15 protein-coding genes are annotated in these 16,675 nt (G+C 73.6%); 8 read left to right on the top strand and 7 right to left on the bottom strand.

Annotated elements, in window-relative coordinates; all coding sequences use genetic code 11:
- Window positions 1–158: 158 nt before the first annotated feature.
- The 4 genes from araD to ACF1AL_RS11785 form a co-directional block, all read right to left on the bottom strand.
- Window positions 159–1,934: an L-arabinonate dehydratase gene (araD, locus tag ACF1AL_RS11800; protein ID WP_391707051.1), complete on the bottom strand. Its 1,776-nt coding sequence runs from the start codon at window positions 1,932–1,934 to the stop codon at window positions 159–161.
- Window positions 1,931–2,842: a dihydrodipicolinate synthase family protein gene (locus ACF1AL_RS11795; protein ID WP_391660532.1), complete on the bottom strand. Its 912-nt coding sequence runs from the start codon at window positions 2,840–2,842 to the stop codon at window positions 1,931–1,933. Before ACF1AL_RS11795 ends, araD begins: the two co-directional genes overlap by 4 nt.
- The gene (locus tag ACF1AL_RS11790; protein WP_366840681.1) at window positions 2,839–3,519 is read right to left on the bottom strand and encodes a GntR family transcriptional regulator; all 681 of its coding nucleotides are present in this window, start codon (window positions 3,517–3,519) and stop codon (window positions 2,839–2,841) included. The genes ACF1AL_RS11795 and ACF1AL_RS11790 overlap by 4 nt, the downstream gene beginning before the upstream one ends.
- A 276-nt stretch (window positions 3,520–3,795) precedes the next feature.
- Window positions 3,796–4,416, bottom strand: a complete 621-nt coding sequence (locus ACF1AL_RS11785; protein WP_391821608.1) for a TIGR03086 family metal-binding protein — start codon at window positions 4,414–4,416, stop codon at window positions 3,796–3,798.
- A 168-nt stretch (window positions 4,417–4,584) separates the two neighbouring features.
- Here ACF1AL_RS11785 and ACF1AL_RS11780 point away from each other — a divergent pair, with 168 nt between their 5' ends.
- Window positions 4,585–5,796 carry an MFS transporter gene (locus tag ACF1AL_RS11780; protein ID WP_391825860.1) on the top strand — a complete coding sequence of 404 codons (1,212 nt, stop codon included), beginning with the start codon at window positions 4,585–4,587 and terminating at the stop codon, window positions 5,794–5,796.
- Here the strand turns inward: ACF1AL_RS11780 and ACF1AL_RS11775 are convergent.
- Window positions 5,733–6,896 (bottom strand): hypothetical protein, encoded by a 1,164-nt coding sequence (locus ACF1AL_RS11775; RefSeq protein ID WP_391825859.1) that lies wholly within the window; start codon window positions 6,894–6,896, stop codon window positions 5,733–5,735. The two genes, ACF1AL_RS11780 and ACF1AL_RS11775, sit on opposite strands and share 64 nt — an antisense overlap.
- Window positions 6,893–7,876: a 5-dehydro-4-deoxyglucarate dehydratase gene (locus tag ACF1AL_RS11770; RefSeq protein WP_391825896.1), complete on the bottom strand. Its 984-nt coding sequence runs from the start codon at window positions 7,874–7,876 to the stop codon at window positions 6,893–6,895. Before ACF1AL_RS11770 ends, ACF1AL_RS11775 begins: the two co-directional genes overlap by 4 nt.
- A 214-nt stretch (window positions 7,877–8,090) precedes the next feature.
- Here ACF1AL_RS11770 and ACF1AL_RS11765 point away from each other — a divergent pair, with 214 nt between their 5' ends.
- The 7 genes from ACF1AL_RS11765 to ACF1AL_RS11735 all read left to right on the top strand — a co-directional run bounded on the left by ACF1AL_RS11765 (window position 8,091) and on the right by ACF1AL_RS11735 (window position 15,478).
- Entirely contained in the window at window positions 8,091–8,900 is an 810-nt protein-coding gene (locus ACF1AL_RS11765) for an NAD-dependent epimerase/dehydratase family protein (protein ID WP_391707036.1), read from the top strand.
- Window positions 8,901–9,166: 266 nt separating this feature from the next.
- On the top strand, window positions 9,167–9,937 hold the full coding sequence (locus ACF1AL_RS11760; protein ID WP_366840675.1) for a DeoR/GlpR family DNA-binding transcription regulator: 771 nt from the start codon (window positions 9,167–9,169) through the stop codon (window positions 9,935–9,937).
- A gap of 77 nt (window positions 9,938–10,014) precedes the next feature.
- Entirely contained in the window at window positions 10,015–11,385 is a 1,371-nt protein-coding gene (locus ACF1AL_RS11755) for a sugar ABC transporter substrate-binding protein (protein ID WP_366840674.1), read from the top strand.
- Window positions 11,382–12,320 (top strand): carbohydrate ABC transporter permease, encoded by a 939-nt coding sequence (locus ACF1AL_RS11750; RefSeq protein WP_391825858.1) that lies wholly within the window; start codon window positions 11,382–11,384, stop codon window positions 12,318–12,320. The genes ACF1AL_RS11755 and ACF1AL_RS11750 overlap by 4 nt, the downstream gene beginning before the upstream one ends.
- A complete protein-coding gene (locus tag ACF1AL_RS11745; protein ID WP_366840672.1) occupies window positions 12,317–13,144 on the top strand; it encodes a carbohydrate ABC transporter permease in 828 nt (275 codons plus the stop codon). The genes ACF1AL_RS11750 and ACF1AL_RS11745 overlap by 4 nt, the downstream gene beginning before the upstream one ends.
- Window positions 13,141–14,130, top strand: a complete 990-nt coding sequence (locus ACF1AL_RS11740) for a zinc-dependent alcohol dehydrogenase family protein (protein WP_366840671.1) — start codon at window positions 13,141–13,143, stop codon at window positions 14,128–14,130. The genes ACF1AL_RS11745 and ACF1AL_RS11740 overlap by 4 nt, the downstream gene beginning before the upstream one ends.
- A 151-nt stretch (window positions 14,131–14,281) precedes the next feature.
- A complete protein-coding gene (locus ACF1AL_RS11735; RefSeq protein WP_386419619.1) occupies window positions 14,282–15,478 on the top strand; it encodes a TerD family protein in 1,197 nt (398 codons plus the stop codon).
- Window positions 15,479–15,918: 440 nt separating this feature from the next.
- Here ACF1AL_RS11735 and ACF1AL_RS11730 read toward each other — a convergent pair whose 3' ends face one another.
- The gene (locus tag ACF1AL_RS11730; protein ID WP_384206885.1) at window positions 15,919–16,491 is read right to left on the bottom strand and encodes a TetR/AcrR family transcriptional regulator; all 573 of its coding nucleotides are present in this window, start codon (window positions 16,489–16,491) and stop codon (window positions 15,919–15,921) included.
- Window positions 16,492–16,675 lie beyond the last annotated feature (184 nt).

Genomic DNA, 16,675 nt, shown 5'->3' with positions numbered 1-16,675 from the left:
GGGAAGCGCTTTCTCGAAGGGCGGCGCGGAAGCGGGCGCTTGCGGGTGACGGCGTGGGGTGGAGCGGGTGCGTGCGGTGCGGCGTGCGCGGTGAGGCGTGCGGCGGTGAGGCGGGGCGCGGGCCGGGTGCCGGCCGGGCGGCCCGGCCGGGCGGGACCTCAGCCGGCGTAGGGGTCCGCGACCTTGCCGGGGCGGGCGAGGAACGCGAAGTCGCAGCCGGTGTCGGCCTGGGTGATCTGGTCGTCGTAGAGCGCGCCGTACCCACGCTCGTACCGCGTGGGCGGCGGCGTCCACCGTTCCCTGCGGCGCCCGAGCTCCTCGTCGTCCACGTGGAGGTGGAGGGAACGGGCCTCGACGTCGAGGGTGATCAGGTCGCCCGTCTCGACCAGCGCGAGCGGTCCGCCGATGTACGACTCGGGGGCCACGTGCAGCACGCAGGTGCCGTAACTGGTGCCGCTCATACGGGCGTCGGAGATGCGGACCATGTCGCGCACGCCCTGCTGGAGCAGGTACCGCGGGATCGGCAGCATGCCGTACTCGGGCATGCCCGGGCCGCCCTTGGGGCCGGCGTTGCGCAGGACGAGCACATGGTCGGCGGTGATGCCGAGCGCGGGGTCGTCGATGGTGCGCTGCATGGTCTTGTAGTCGTCGAAGACGACCGCGGGGCCGGTGTGCTTGAGCAGGCGGGGCTCGGCGGCGATGTGCTTGATGACGGCGCCGTCCGGGCAGAGGTTGCCGCGCAGCACGGCCACCCCGCCCTCGCTCGCGACGGGGTTCTCGCGCGGGCGGATGACGTCGTCGTGGTGCACCCGCGCCCCGGCGAGCTGCTCGCGCAGGCTGTCGTGGGTCACGGTCGGCCGGTCCAGGTGGAGCAGGTCGGGGATGCGGGAGAGGAAGCCGGGCAGGCCGCCGGCGAAGTGGAAGTCCTCCATCAGGTACGTCCGTCCGCCGGGCCGGACGTTGGCGAGCACCGGGACGGTGCGGGCGATGCGGTCGAAGTCGTCGAGGGTGAGGGTGACGCCCGCCCGGCCGGCCATGGCGATCAGGTGGATGACGGCGTTGGTGGAGCCGCCGAGACCGAGGACGGTGGTGACGGCGTCCTCGAAGGCCTCCCGGGTGAGGATGTCGCCGATCCGGCGGTCCCGGTGCACCAGGTCGACGGCGGTCATGCCGGCCTTGGCGGCCATCCGGTCGTGCCCGGAGTCGACGGCCGGGATGCTGGAGGCGCCCGGCACGGTCACGCCGAGGGCCTCGGCGGCGGCGGTCAGCGTGGACGCCGTGCCCATGGTCATGCAGTGGCCGGGCGAGCGGGCCAGGCCGCTCTCCAGCTCCTGCATCTCGCAGTCGCCGATCAGCCCGGCCCGCTTGTCGTCCCAGTACTTCCACATGTCGGTGCCGGAGCCGAGGACCTCGTTGCGCCAGTGGCCCGGCAGCATGGGCCCGGCGGGCACGAAGACGGCGGGCAGTCCGGCGGAGGCGGCGCCCATGAGGAGGGCGGGGGTCGACTTGTCGCAGCCGCCCATCAGGACGGCCCCGTCGACCGGGTAGGACCGCAGCAGCTCCTCGGTCTCCAGGGCGAGGAGGTTGCGGTAGAGCATCGGGGTGGGCTTCTGGAAGGTCTCGCTGAGCGTGGAGACCGGGAATTCGAGCGGGAAGCCCCCGGCCTGCCACACGCCCCGCTTCACGGCCTGGGCGCGCTCGCGCAGGTGCACATGGCAGGGGTTGATGTCGGACCAGGTGTTGAGGATCGCGACGACCGGCTTGCCGAGGTGCTCCTCGGGCAGGTAGCCGAGCTGGCGGGTGCGGGCGCGGTGGCTGAAGGAGCGCAGGCCGTCGGTGCCGTACCACTGGTGGCTCCTGAGCTCCTCGGGGCGCTTGCGGCCGCTCGCCCCCGGGTCGGTGCTCTGCGGCTCCGTCGTCGTCCGGTCGGTCATATCGACCACCCCGCGGCGATGGCGGCGACCTCGGCGCGCTCGGGCTCGGGCAGCGGGCGGCTCGGCGGGCGCACGTCGCGGCGGCACAGGCCGAGCGAGGCGAGGGCCTCCTTGACGACGGTGACGTTGTTGGCGCTGCCGTTGGCGGCGCGCAGCTCCTCGAAGCGGCGGATCTGCTCCCAGACCTTCATGGCGGCCGGGTAGTCGCCGGCGCGCAGGGCCTCCAGCATGTTGCGGGAGACGGCCGGGGCGACGTTGACCAATCCGGAGGTGAAGCCGGTGGCGCCGGCGGAGAAGTAGCAGGGCGCGTACGGCTCGGCCAGGCCGGCCACCCACACGAAGCGATCGAGGCCGGCGTCGCGGGCGAACGCGGCGAAGCGGGCGGCGTCCGGGACGGCGTACTTGACGCCGATGACGTTCGGGCAGGCGTCGGCGAGTTCGGCGAGGCGGGCGCCGGTGAGCTGCGCGTTGCGGATGTAGGGCACGACGCCCAGTTCGGGGACGGCCTCGGCGATCGCGCGGTGGTAGTCGACCCAGCCGGACTGCGAGACGTAGGGGTGCACGGGCTGGTGCACCATGACCATCTGGGCGCCGCGCTCGCGGGCGTGCCGGGCGGAGGCGACCGCGGTGGGCACGTCGTGGCCGACGCCGACGAGGATCACGGCGCGCTCGCCGGCCTCGTCGATGGTCAGCTCGGTGACCAGGCGGCGCTCGTCGGGGGTGAGGGCGTAGAACTCGCCGGTGTTGCCGTTGGGGGTGAGGGTGGTGACGCCGCCGTCGAGCAGGCGGCGCAGCAGGGCCCGGTGGGTGGCGGCGTCGACGGTGCCGTCCTCGGCGAACGGGGTCACCGGGATCGCCACCACGTCGGCCAGGGCCGCCCGCTGGGTCTCGAACGCCACGCTGCTCATGCCTGACCTTCCTGGTCCTGGGCCCGGTCCTCGGTGAGGGGCTCGGCCTCGGGGAACGCGCGCCGGACGAACGACGCGATGTGGGCGTGCAGGGCCCGGCCGGCGCCGTCCGCGTCGCCGGCCAGCGCGAGCCGCAGGATCTCGCGGTGCTCGGCGGCCTCCCGCTCCCAGGAGGGGTCGGCGGCCCAGGCGACGGCGGAGACCAGGGCGGCCTGGTCGCGGACCTCGTCGAGCATCCGGCCGAGCAGCGGGTTGCCGCAGGGCAGGTACAGGGCGCGGTGGAACTCCCGGTTGGCCAGGGAGCGTTCGGCGGTGTCGGTGGCCTCGTCGGCCCGGGTGAGGGCGGCCTGGGCGGCGTCGAGGGAGGCGCCGCGCCGCACGGCCCGCTTCAGCGCCTCGGGTTCGAGGAGCAGCCGCACGTCGTACACCTCGCGCGCCATGTCCGCGTCCACCATGCGCACCGTGACGCCCTTGTACTGGCTCATCACGACGAGCCCGGTCCCGGCGAGCGTCTTGAGCGCCTCGCGCACCGGGGTCTTGGACACCCCGAACTGCGCGGCGAGCTCGGTCTCGACCAGGGCCTGACCGGGCGTCAGCTGCCCGGTGAGGATGCGGCGTTTGATCTCCTCGAGCACGTACTGCGTGCGGGAGGGGATCGGCGTGGGCACAGAGGTCATGCGCGCCTCTCGGATCTTCGCGGGACGTCGCCGTCTCGCGTATGGGATCTCACGTATCGCGTCTCATATATGACGTACGAGGTACGACGCGATGAAGGTAGGAGCGCGCGGGTGTTTCGTCAATGCTTCTGGCAAAGGAAAGGTGAGCCGTCCGGGACGGCGTGGGTGCCGTGGGGCGGCCGGTTTGCATGCGCCATGAGCGAGACGGTGCTCCCACGGCCGAGCGGCGGCCTGCCGCCAGGGGCCGGCCGCCGCTCTCTCACCCGTGGAGCCGGATCAGTTTCCCTCCGCAACTCCCCGCACCGGGGACGTCCACGCCGGGTTCCGTCCGCTCAGACCCACCGCGCGGTCCAGCAGCGGGGCGTCCCCGGGGACCGGGACGACCGGGCCGAAGATGCCGTTGCCCTGGTCGCCCTCGTCGGCCGCCGCCCGCAGGAAGGCGTGGCAGACGTCGAGCAGGGCCGGGTCGGGGTCGTAGGACGCGCCGGTCGCGCGGGCCAGGTCCCAGCCGTGGACGACGAGTTCGTCGGCGACGACGGCCGCGGCGACCTCGCCCGGCAGGTCGACGTTGCCCGCGCGGGTCATGCCGGTCCAGGCGGCCGGGTCGCGCCAGGCGTCGGCGAGTTCGTCGAGGGCCTTGGGCAGTTCCGCGCGCCAGTCGGGCCCGATGTCCGGCACGGAGGCGTCCGGCGGGGTGTCCGTCGTCGGGCCGAGGTCCTTGCGGGCCGCGTCGCGGAAGGCGACGGACAGGCCCAGCAGGTGCCCGAGCAGGTGGCGCACCGCCAGTTCGGGGCACGGTGTGGGGTCCGCGAGCTGGTCGTCGCGCACCTGCTCCGCGAGGCGGGCGACGATCCGCGTCTGCGGTCCGAGGTCGAAGGGGGTGGTGTCGTCGGTCATGCGGTGCTCCCGGGGCTGGTCGGTGGCCACTGAGGACAGAGACCGAGGCGGGCACCGGAACTCATCGGTGCGCGGGCGGATTCCCAGGGGTGTCACGTGATCGACGAGACACCCCTAGGGCACTTTCCCGATCCCGGCCCGGGGGCCTTAGCCGCACGATGACCCGGCATGACGACTTCCTGGACGGTGTCGCGCGTGCTGCGCGACCGCAACGCCCGCCTGTACCTCACCGGAGTGGTGGTCTCCGGTTTCGGCACCTCGGCGCTGTGGCTGGCGTCGGGTGTGTGGGTGAAGGACCTCACCGGCTCCGACGGCCTCGCCGCGCTGTGCCTGCTGGCCATGTGGGCGCCGACGCTGGCGGGTCCGGTGCTGGGCACGCTCGCCGACCGCGTCCGCCGCAGGCCGCTGCTGATCGGCGGCAGCCTGCTGCTCGCCGCCCTCCTGCCCGTCCTGGTGTGGGTCGACTCCGCCGCCGACGTCTGGCTGGTCCTCGCGGTGCTGCTGGTCTACGGCGCGACCGGCGTGGTCCACGACGCGGCCGAGTCGGCGCTGGTCGCCGCCGCCGTCGACCCGGCGCTGCTCGGCGACTTCAACGGGCTGCGGATGACGGCCACCGAGGGCACGAAGCTGCTGGCCCCGCTCGCGGGCGCCGGCCTGTACACCGTGTACGGCGGACCGGCCGTGGCGCTGCTGGACGCGGGCACCTTCGTCCTCGCAGCGCTGCTGTACGCCCGGCTGCGGGTGGCGGAGACCCGGACCGGGCCGCGGACGGCGGCGACCGCCGAGGGGGCCCGGGCCCTGTGGCGGCATCCGCTGCTGCGGTCGCTGGTCGTCGCGGGCGGCGCCGCGATGTTCTTCGCCGGCGTGAACGGCGCCCAGGTCTACGCCGTGGTCGACGCCCTGGGGCGGCCCGCCTCCTACGCCGGGGTGCTCGCCGCCGTGCAGGGCGCCGGCTCGGTGCTGGCGGGGCTGGGCTCGGGGGCCGCGCTGCGGCGGCTGGGCGAGCGGCGCTTCGCCGCGTACGGCATGGCGCTCACGGCCGTCGCGGCGGCGCTGCGGGCGGTGCCGGACGAGGCCGTGGCGCTGACGTGCAGCACGGCGATCGGGGCGGGCCTGCCGTGTGTGCTGATCGCCGCGCTGACCGCGGTGCAGCGCGAGGTGCCCGGCCCGTTGCTGGGCCGGGCGGTGGCCACGGCGAACACGCTGGTGTTCGCGCCGAACGTGGCCGGGCTGGCCCTCGGCGCCGCGCTGGTGGGACCGGTCGGCCACCGGCCGGTGCTGCTGGCGCTCGGCGCGGCGCAGCTGGCGGGGCCCGTTCAGCGGCTGCTGAGGGCCTCCCGCACGGCCGCCAGGTCGCCGTCCGACGCGAGCCCGGCGTGATACAGACGGATCTCGGTCGCGCCCAGCTCACGCGCGCGTGCCAGGTCCGCCGCGAGGGTGCCGGGGCGGCCGCCCATGCCGGTGACCACGGTGAGGTTGGCGGCCAGGACAGCCGTGTCACGGCCCTGCGCGGCGAACGGCACCAGCAGGTCCGCGCCCGCGGTGCAGGGCACGACCACACCGTCCGCGACGGTCAGGATGTGCCCCGGGTCCACGCCCGCGTTGGCGCCGCAGTGGTACGACACCGGGTCGGCGTGCAGCAGCACCTGGAAGCCCTCGGGCGCGGCCGCGCGGACGGCGGCGACGGCCTCCTCCTGGAGGGTGCGGGCGGTCTCCTCGCGGTACGCGCGCGTGGCGGCCGCCGTGGACTCGCCGAGCAGCTTCTCCACCCCGGGCCACCCGGGCTCGCACGGCTCCTCGCGCCACACCGGCTCCAGGGCGGTGCGGACGGCCGCGGCCAGCTCGTCGGCGTCCAGGCCGTACCGGCCGTACCCCTCGCGGCAGGCAGGGCAGAAGCACAGGGACATCAGGTACTGGCCGGCCTCGCCGAGGTCCACCCCGCCCGTCTTGTCGTGGGCGTGCAGATGGGCCAGGCCGTACCAGCCGAGGGACTCCAGTTCGGTGCCGCGCGCCCCGGGCCGGGCGGCGGCCTCGGCCGCGAGCGCAAGGAGGTACGCGCGCGTGGCGGGCTGCGCGATGCACGGCGCCCACGGGTAGCGGTCGCCGTAGGCGTTGACGACGGAGGTGTCCGGATGCTCGGCACCGAGGCGGGAGTTGTGGGCGAGGACCACCCAGCTGTGCACCTCGAGGCCCGCGTCCGCGAGCGCGGCGGCGGCCTCGCCGTAGGCGTCGCCGGGCGCCCAGTCCCCGGCCGGGTGGGGGCGCAGGGCGTGCTCCCGCCAGACCTCGCCGGGCGGGTACAGCACGGCCGCGTACTCGGCGGTGACGATCCGGTGGCGGGGGTGGCGGGGCGTCAGCGCGCGCGTGGAGTGGTAGGCGGCGGCCAGCGTCACCTGCTCCACACCGAGGGCGGCGATCCGGTCCGCCGCCCCGGGGTCGCCGTTGACGTCCCAGGGGTACACGAACGCCGATGCCTTCACCGGTCCTCCTCCAGCAGGGCCTGGCCGCGCTCGATCAGCCGCGCGAGCTGCTTGACATGGTCCTCGGCCGGTTCGTGCAGCGGCGGCCGCACCTCCCCCACGTCCAGTCCGCGCAGCCGCACGCCCGCCTTGACCAGGGAGACGGCGTACCCCCGGCCGCGGGAGCGCAGGTCGACGAAGGGCCGGTAGAAGCCGTCCAGGAGCCGCTCGACGAGGCTCTGGTCGTCGCTCTGCAGGGCCCGGTAGAAGGCGAGGGCGATCTCGGGGGCGAAGCAGAAGACGGCGGAGGAGTACAGCGGGACGCCGACGGCCCGGTAGGCGGGCTGTGTCAGCTCGGCGGTGGGCAGGCCGTTGAAGTAGAGGAAGCCGCCGGGGACGTCGGTGCGCACGGCGCTGACGATGCGCTGCATCAGGTCGAGGTCGCCGACGCCGTCCTTGAGGCCGATGATGCCCTCGGTGCGGGCGAGCGCGACGACCGTCTCGGGGGTGAAGACGGCGTTGTCGCGCTGGTAGACGATCACCGGCAGGGCGCTCGCGGCGGCGATCTCGCGGTAGTGCCGCAGCAGCCCCTCCTGCCCGGCGACGACGAGGTAGGGCGGCATGGCGAGCAGCCCGTCGGCCCCGGCGTCCTCGGCGAGCCGTGCGTAGTGGACGGCGAGGGCGGTGCCGTATCCGGTCCCGGCGACGACGGGGACGCGCCCTTCGGCGGCCTCGACGGCGGCGCGCACGCACGCGGTGAACTCCTCGGGCGTCAGCGCGTGGAACTCCCCGGTGCCGCAGCAGGCGAACACGGCGGCGGCGCCGGCCTCGACGCCCTCGCGCACATGGGCGCGGTAGGCGGCGAGATCGACGGCGCCGTCGGGGCCGTAGGCGGTGACGGGGAAGAACAGGGGCCCGCCGGGGATGCCGAGCCGAACGGCGAGGGGGGCTGACGTCACGGACACTCCCTGGGGGCACTCACGTTTCTGACCGATGTCCATATGCATGAACAGCACCCAGCCTAAGGACGCCCTTCGGCGCCGGTCAAGCACGCGACGGGAGCGCGGCGCGGCGAACAAGGTGGCGAAACAAGCGGATTGCACTGTTCCGCGCGCCTCTTGACGGCATGCGGCGCCGATCTTTAGCGTGGTCGCGCGTGTCCACGCATATGAATGCCGTCCACGCATGCGGCCGCTGACCCAAGGAGACCCGAGGATGCCCGCTCCCCGCACCGTTCTGCTCACCGGCGCCGCCGGCGGGCTCGGCACCCTGATGCGGGACCTGCTCCCCGACTACGGCTACGAACTGCGCCTGCTCGACGTCCGCCCGATCGAGGGCGCGAAGGAGGCGATCACCGCCGATCTCGCCGACGCGGAAGCCCTGCGGGAGGCCGTGCGGGGCGTCGACGCGATCATCCACCTCGCGGGCATCTCCCTGGAAGCCCCCTTCGCCAAGATCCTCTCGGCGAACATCGAGGGCACCTACCACCTCTACGAGGCCGCCCGCCAGGAGGGCGTGCGGCGCATCGTCTTCGCCTCCTCCAACCACGCCGTCGGCTACACACCCCGGCCCACGGGCGACGACCCGCTGATCCCCGTCGACACCCCGCGCCGCCCGGACACCTTCTACGGCCTGTCCAAGTGCTTCGGCGAGGACCTCGCCCAGCTGTACTGGGACAAGCACGGCCTGGAGACCGTCTCGGTGCGCATCGGCTCCTGCTTCCCCGAACCGACCAGCGTGCGCATGCTGTCGGTGTGGATGAGCCCCGCCGACGGCGCCCGCCTCTTCCACGCCGCCCTGACCGCCGAGCACGTCGGCCACACCGTCGTCTACGGCTCCTCCGCCAACACCCGCCTGTGGTGGGACCTCACCTCCGCGCGGGCGCTGGGCTACGCACCGCAGGACGACTCCGAGCCGTACGCGGCCCGGCTGATCGCCGAACAGGGCGAGCTGGACCCGGGCGACCCGGCGCACGCCTGCCTCGGCGGCCACTTCGTCACCGACCCGCCGATCTGGCCGTACTGACACCTTCGCGGCGGCGGGAAATCGCCGCTCACCGGGGCGGGCGGGCACCGAACGGGCCCGCCCGCCCCCGTATACGGGCATCCGCGCTGCCCGATCCCACGCCCCCGCCGCACAGCCGCGCAGGTCCGCGGCGGGCACGGCACGGCGGGAACGGGCACACCCGGGCAGGATCGGGCCCGCAACAGGCCTGGTCGGCGCCGCGCGCCCGCTGTAGAACTTCCTCCACGGGCCCGAACGGGCACCGCGGTGAGGGAGGTGTGCCGGTCATGACCACGAGAAGCGCGGAAGAACGCCAGCGGGAGATCGTGCGGGTCGCACGCGCCACCGGGTCGGTGGACGTCACCGCCCTCGCCGCCGAGCTGGGCGTGGCCAAGGAGACCGTACGACGGGATCTGCGCGCCCTGGAGGACCACGGGCTGGTCCGCCGCACCCACGGCGGGGCCTACCCGGTGGAGAGCGCCGGCTTCGAGACGACGCTCGCCTTCCGCGCCACCAGCCATGTGCCCGAGAAGCGCCGGATCGCGGCCGCCGCGGCCGAGCTGGTCGGCGACGCCGAGACGGTCTTCGTCGACGAGGGCTTCACCCCGCAGCTCATCGCCGAGGCCCTCCCCCGGGACCGGCCGCTGACGGTGGTCACCGCGTCCCTGCCGGTCGCGGGCGCGCTCGCCGAGGCGCCGAACACCTCGGTGCTGCTGCTCGGCGGCCGGGTCCGGGCGGGCACGCTGGCCACGGTCGACCACTGGACGACGAAGATGCTCGCCGGTTTCGTGCTCGACCTCGCCTACATCGGCGCCAACGGCATCTCCCGCGAACACGGCCTGACCACGCCCGACCCGGCGGTCGGCGAGGTCAAGGCGCAGGCCATCCGGGCCGCTCGCCGCACCGTCTTCGCGGGCGTGCACACCAAGTTCGGCGCGGTCAGCTTCTGCCGGTTCGCCGAGGTGGGCGCGCTGGAGGCGATCGTGACGAGCACCCAGCTCCCGGCGGCCGAGGCCCACCGCTACTCCCTGCTGGGCCCGCAGGTCGTCCGGGTCTGATCCACGCCAAGTCCCCTTCCGGGGGTGCCGCCGCACCGGTGGCGCCCCTTATGTCCTCATACCTCCAGGAGCGATCCATGCGCATCCCGAGCCGACGGAGGCCGCGAGCCACGCTCGCCATGGCCGCCGCAGGGACGCTGCTCGCCCCGCTGCTCTCCGGCTGCTGGGTCGGCGCGGGCGGGTCCGGTTCCGGCGGCGACTCCCTCAACGTGCTGATGGTCAACAACCCGCAGATGGTGGAGCTGCAGAAGCTGACCGCGGCCCACTTCACCCGGGAGACCGGCATCAAGGTCAACTTCACCGTCCTGCCCGAGAACGACGTCCGCGACAAGATCAGCCAGGACTTCGCCAACCAGGCCGGCCAGTACGACGTGGCGACCCTGTCCAACTACGAGATACCGATCTACGCCCGCAACGGCTGGCTGCACGAGATGGACTCCTACGTCGCCCAGGACCCGGCGTACGACGAGAAGGACGTCCTGCGGCCCATCGCCGAGTCCCTCACCGGCGACGACGGCAAGCACTACGGCCAGCCCTTCTACGGCGAGTCGTCCTTCCTGATGTACCGCAAGGACGTCTTCGCGAAGAAGGGCCTGACCATGCCCGCCCACCCCACCTGGCAGCAGGTGGCCGACCTCGCGGCGAAAGCGGACGGCGCCGAGCCGGGCATGAAGGGCATCTGCCTGCGCGGGCTGCCCGGCTGGGGCGAGCTGACCGCACCCCTGACGACGGTCGTGAACACCTTCGGCGGCACCTGGTTCGACAAGGACTGGACGGCACGGCTGGACTCCCCCGCCTTCGAGAAGGCGACGAAGTTCTATGTCGACCTGGTGCGCGCGCACGGCGAGTCCGGCGCCGCCCAGTCCGGCTTCGCGGAGTGCCTGAACAACATGACCCAGGGCAAGGTCGCCATGTGGTACGACGCCACCTCGGCGGCCGGCTCCCTGGAGGCCGCCGGCTCCCCCGTGAAGGGGAGGATCGGCTACGCCCCCGCCCCCGTGGAGCGCACCAAGTCCGCCGGCTGGCTCTACACCTGGGCCTGGGGCATCCAGAAGGCCTCCCGCAACGCCGACAAGGCGTGGAAGTTCGTCTCCTGGGCGTCCGGCAAGGGCTACGAGCAGCTGGTCGGCGACCAGGCCGGCTGGGCGAACGTCCCGGCGGGCAAGCGCGCGTCGACCTACGCCAACCCCGCCTACGCCAAGGAGGCGGCCGCCTTCCAGGAGATGACCCGCGAGGCCATCGAGACGGCCCGCCCGCACGACCCCGGGGTGCAGCCGCGGCCCGCACCCGGCATCCAGTTCGTCGGCATCCCCGAGTTCACCGACCTCGGCACCAAGGTCTCCCAGGAGATCAGCGCGGCCATCGCCGGACGCCAGTCCGTCGAGACGGCCCTGAGGAAGTCCCAGCAGCTCGCCGAGCGCATCGCGAAGGAGTACGAGGGACGATGACCGCCACCACCACGACACCCGTGGCCGCAGCACCCGTCCGCACGCTGCGGCAGCCCTCCGCCCGGCTGCGCGGCTGGGTCACCCGGGCCCCGCTGCTTCCCGCCCTCGTCTTCATGATCGCCGTCACCCAGCTGCCCTTCGTGGCCACGCTGGTGATCTCCTTCTTCGACTGGAACGCCCTCTACCCCAAGGCCCGCCACTTCACCGGCCTCGACAACTACCGCCAGGTCCTCACCGACGCCGACCTGCGCCGCTCGGTGGGGACGACCGTGCTGCTGACCGCGGCCGTGGTGCTGGTGAGCCTGGTCCTCGGGCTGGCCCTGGCGCTGCTGCTGGACCGCCGGTTCCGCGGCCGGGGCGTGGTGCGCACGCTGCTCATCGCCCCGTTCCTGATCGTGCCCGTGGCGGCGGCGCTGCTGTGGAAGCACGTGCTCTACAACCCCGAATACGGTCTGCTCAACGGGCTGTTGCACTACGTCGGCGGACCGCAGCCGGACTGGATCTCGAACACCCCGCTGCTCGCGGTGGAGGCGTCCCTGGTGTGGCAGTGGACCCCCTTCATGATGCTCATCCTGCTGGCCGGGCTGCAGAGCCGCGACCCGGAGCAGCTGGAGGCGGCGCGCGTGGACGGCGCGAACGACTGGCAGGTCTTTCGCCACCTCACACTGCCGCATCTGCGGCGCTACCTCGAACTGGGCGCGCTGCTCGGCTCGATCTACATCGTGCAGAACTTCGACGCGGTCTTCACGATCACGTCCGGCGGCCTCGGCACCGCGAACCTGCCGTACACCGTCTACCAGAGCTTCTACCAGGCCCATGAGAACGGCCTGGCCTCCGCCGCGGGCGTCCTGGTGGTCCTCGGCTCCCTCGTCATCGCGACCCTCGCGCTGCGCGTGGTGTCGTCCCTGTTCCGTGAGGAGGTGGCGCGCTCATGACCGCCGTGGTGCGCCGAGGCGGCCTCGGGCTGCTGGCCTGGCTGGCCGGAATCGTGTTCTTCCTGCCCATCGCGTGGATGGCGCTGACGTCCTTCCACTCCGAGCAGGACGCGGCGACCAACCCGCCGTCCTTCGCCGCGTCGCTGACGCTGGACGGCTACCGCGAGTTCTTCGGCACCGGCGGCGGGGCGAGTCCCTGGCCGGCGCTGATCAACTCCGTGGTCGCGTCGGTGGCCTCGACGGCCCTGGTGCTGCTGCTGGCGCTGCCGGCCGCGTACGCGCTGTCGATCCGCCGGGTGCGCAAGTGGACGGACGTCCTGTTCTTCTTCCTGTCGACGAAGATGCTGCCGGCCGTGGCGGGCCTGCTGCCGCTGTACCTGTTCGCCAAGAACGCCGGCCTGCTGGACAACATCTGGCTGCTGGTCGTGCTGTACACCTCGATGAACCTGCCGATCGCGGTGTGGATGATGCAGTCCTTCCTCGCCGAGGTGCCGGTCGCGGTCATCGAGGCGGCCCGGGTGGACGGGGCGCGCCTGCCGACGATCCTGGCGCGGGTGGTCGCGCCGATCGCCCTGCCCGGCATCGCCGCCACCGCCCTGATCTGCTTCATCTTCAGCTGGAACGAGCTGCTGTTCGCCCGGGTGCTCACCGGTGTCGTCGCCGAGACCGCCCCCGTCTTCCTGACCGGCTTCATCACCAGCCAGGGGCTGTTCCTGGCGAAGGTGTGCGCCGCGTCGCTCGTCATCTCCCTGCCGGTGCTCGCCGCGGGGTTCGCCGCCCAGGACAAACTGGTCCAGGGCCTGTCGTTGGGAGCTGTGAAATGAAGGCCGCCGTCATCGAGTCCGTGGGCCGTGCCGTCGTCACCGAGGTCCCGGACCCGGCGCCCGGCCCGCGCGAGGTCGTCGTCGAGGTCGCGGCCTGCGGTCTGTGCGGCACCGATCTGCACATCCTGCAGGGCGAGTTCGCGCCGAAGCTGCCGATCGTGCCGGGGCACGAGTTCGCGGGGACGGTGGTCGCCGTGGGCACGCAGGTCACGGAGGTCGCGGAGGGCGACCGGGTGGCCGTGGACCCGTCCCTGTACTGCCACGAGTGCCGCTACTGCCGCACCGGCCACAACAACCTGTGCGAGCGGTGGGCCGCGATCGGGGTGACGACGGCGGGCGGCGCGGCGCAGTTCGCCGTGGCGCCGGTCGCCAACTGCGTGAAGCTGCCCGAGCACGTGCGCACCGAGGACGCGGCGCTGGTGGAACCGCTGTCGTGCGCGGTGCGCGGCTACGACGTGCTGCGCTCCCGTCTCGGTGCGCACGTCCTGATCTACGGCTCGGGCACGATGGGCCTGATGATGCTGGAGCTGGCCAAGCGGACCGGCGCGGCGAGCGTGGACATGGTCGACGTGAACCCGTCCCGCCTGGAGACGGCCCGCCGCCTCGGCGTCTCGGCCTCCGCCGCGAACGCCGACGAGCTGGACCGTCCCCAGGGCTGGGACGTCGTCGTGGACGCCACCGGCAACGCGGCGGCGATCCAGGACGGTCTGGGCCGGGTGGCGAAGGCGGGCACGTTCCTGCAGTTCGGCGTGGCCGACTATGCGACCCGGGTGACGATCGACCCGTACCGCATCTACAACCAGGAGATCACCATCACCGGCTCGATGGCCGTCCTGCACAGCTTCGAGCGGGCGGCGGAACTCTTCGCGGGCGGCGTCCTCGACCCGGACGTCTTCATCAGCGACCGCCTGCCCCTGGCCCAGTACCCGCAGGCACTGGAACAGTTCGCCTCGGGCGTGGGCCGCAAGATCGTGGTCCTGCCGTAGGGCTCCGCCGGTCACACGGCTCGGGCCCGCCCCGGGAACCCGGCTGGGGTCCGGGGCGGGCCCCGGGGGCCCTTGGGGTCCAGGCGGGGCCGAATGGGGGCTGGTAAGGGAACGGTAAAGCGGGGTCGTTCGTTCATCCGGCATGACAGCTATGACCCCTGGCTCGAACATCCCTCTGACGGCCGCGCGCGTGGCGGTGGACGTCGCCGCTCCGGTGCGGCTCGACGTGTCGGGCCTGCTGCTCACCGCCGACGGCAAGGTGCGCTCCGACGACGACTTCATCTTCTACAACCAGCCCGCCGGCCCCGGCGTCACCTACCGCTCGGGCGGCGGCGCGGCCCCGGACGCGATCACCGTCGACACGACCGCGCTGCCGCCCGGCATCGAGAAGGTGGTCGTCACCGCAAGCCCGGACGCGGCCGGCCAGACCTTCCAGGGCATCGAGCCGACGGCCACCCTGCGCAACGCCGACGACGGCTCCGTCCTCGCCACCTTCACGCCCCCGCAGCTCGGCAGCGAGACCGCCCTGGTCGTCATGGAGATCTATCTCCGCGGCGGCCAGTGGAAGGCCCGCGCGGTCGGCCAGGGGTACGCCAACGGCCTGGCCGGCATCGCCACGGACTTCGGGGTGAGCGTGGAGGAGCCCGCGGCCCCGGCCGCCCCGCAGCCGGCGGCACCGCCGCAGCCCACGGCCCCGCCCGCCCCGGCGCAGGCCCCCGCCGCGCCGCCCGCTCCCCCGGCCGCCCCGCCCGCCCCCGCCCCCGGCGCCGGGAAGATCAACCTCGACAAGGGCCGCGTCAGCCTGCAGAAGAACCAGACGGTGTCGCTGGTCAAGGGCGGACGGCCGCTGCTCTCCCAGGTGCAGATGGGCCTCGGCTGGGAGCCCGCCTACCGGGGCCGGGACATCGACCTGGACGCCTCCGTCATCGCCTTCGGCCCGCAGCGCAACCACATCGACAGCTGCTACTTCGGCAAGCTGACCATCCTGGGCGGCGCGATCCGGCACTCCGGCGACAACCTCACCGGCGAGGGCGGCGGCGACGACGAGGTGATCACCGTCGACCTGGGCCGGCTGCCGCAGGAGGTCACCGGTCTGGTCTTCACGGTCAACTCCTTCTCCGGGCAGAAGTTCACCGAGGTCGCCAAGGCCTACTGCCGTCTGCTGGACGCGGCCACCGGTGAGGAACTGGTCCGCTTCGACCTCACCCACGCCGAGGCGCAGACCGGCGTGATGATGGCCAAACTGATCCGCCAGTTCTCCGGCGAGTGGGACATGACGGCCATGGGCGACTTCGTCAAGGCCCGCACGGTCCGCAACATGGTCAAGCCGGCGGCACAGGGACTGTAACCGCAGGCCGGGCACGGTGGCGCGGCACCGCAGGCCGGGCGCGGTGACGCGGGCGGCCGCGGTGACGGTCGGACGGGCGCCGCGGGCGGTCGGCTGTGGGCAGGGCGGCCGCGGTGACGGTCGGACGGGCGCCGCGGGCGGTCGGCTGTGGGCAGGGCGGTCTCGGCGGGACGGCCGGGCGCCGCGGGCGGTCGGCCGTGGCAGGGCGGTCTCGGCGGGACGGCCGGGCGCCGCGGGCGGTCGGCCGTGGCAGGGCGGTCTTGGCAGGGCGGTCTTGGCAGAGCGGTCTTGGCGGGGGCGGCGGACGTTCGCGGTCGTGGCAGCGTGGTCTTGGCCGCGCGGTCGTAGGCGCCCTGCGCGGTCGTACGGCCTCGGGCGCCCCGTGACCCGGGGCGCCCGCGTCCGGCGGCTCACCCCCGGGCGGCTTACCCGCGCGCGGCTCAGCCCCGTGGGCGCAGGCCCTCCGTGAGCAGGGCCAGGTAGCGCGGGACGCAGCGGCCGTCGTCGTGCGCCAGCTCCGAGGCCGTCGCCACGCCGTGGGCCAGCCGCAGGATGTCGATCGGCTCGACGTCCTCGCGGAGCGTGCCCTCGGACTGCGCGGCCCGCACCAGCCGCTCGCCTGCGCCCTTGAGCGCGGTGCCGCACACGGTGACCGCCGCGGGGCCGTCGTCGGTGACGGCCGAGCCCAGCAGCGCCTTGAGACCGCGGACCTGGATCATGCCCTCGGTCAGTTCGCGCAGCCACCGTTCCAGCGCCTCCCCGGGCGGCAGCTCCCGCGCGATCTCGTCGGCGCGGGCCCCGATCGCCTCGACCCGGTCGACGTAGGCCGCCTCCAGCAGCGCCTGGCGGGTCGGGAAGTGCCGGTACAGCGTGCCGGACCCGACCCCCGCGCGCTTGGCGATGTCGTCGAGCGACGCGCCCTCCCCCTGCTCGGCGAAGGCCTGAGCCGCCGCCTTCAGCAACCGCTCGTAGTTGCGCCGGGCGTCCGCCCGCATGGGCCTGACCTGCGTCATCCGGGACTCCTTGCGACACCGGGAGTGGCTCCCCGTCCGTCCGTGCTGCCCGCATGCTCCACCACTTCGCACGGGGACGCCAGACGGACGGCGGCCCGGGCGTCCGGCGCGCCGTGCGCCGGTCACCCGGGCCGCCGTGCATGCCGGTGTGCCGGAAGGCCGAAGGCCGGTGGGCAGGAAGGCC

It is taken from the genome of Streptomyces sp. NPDC014801, from assembly GCF_043082085.1.
GTDB lineage: Bacteria > Actinomycetota > Actinomycetes > Streptomycetales > Streptomycetaceae > Streptomyces.
The sequence above is the reverse complement of the archived record's forward strand: the minus strand, read 5'-3'. Positions and strand labels throughout refer to the sequence as shown.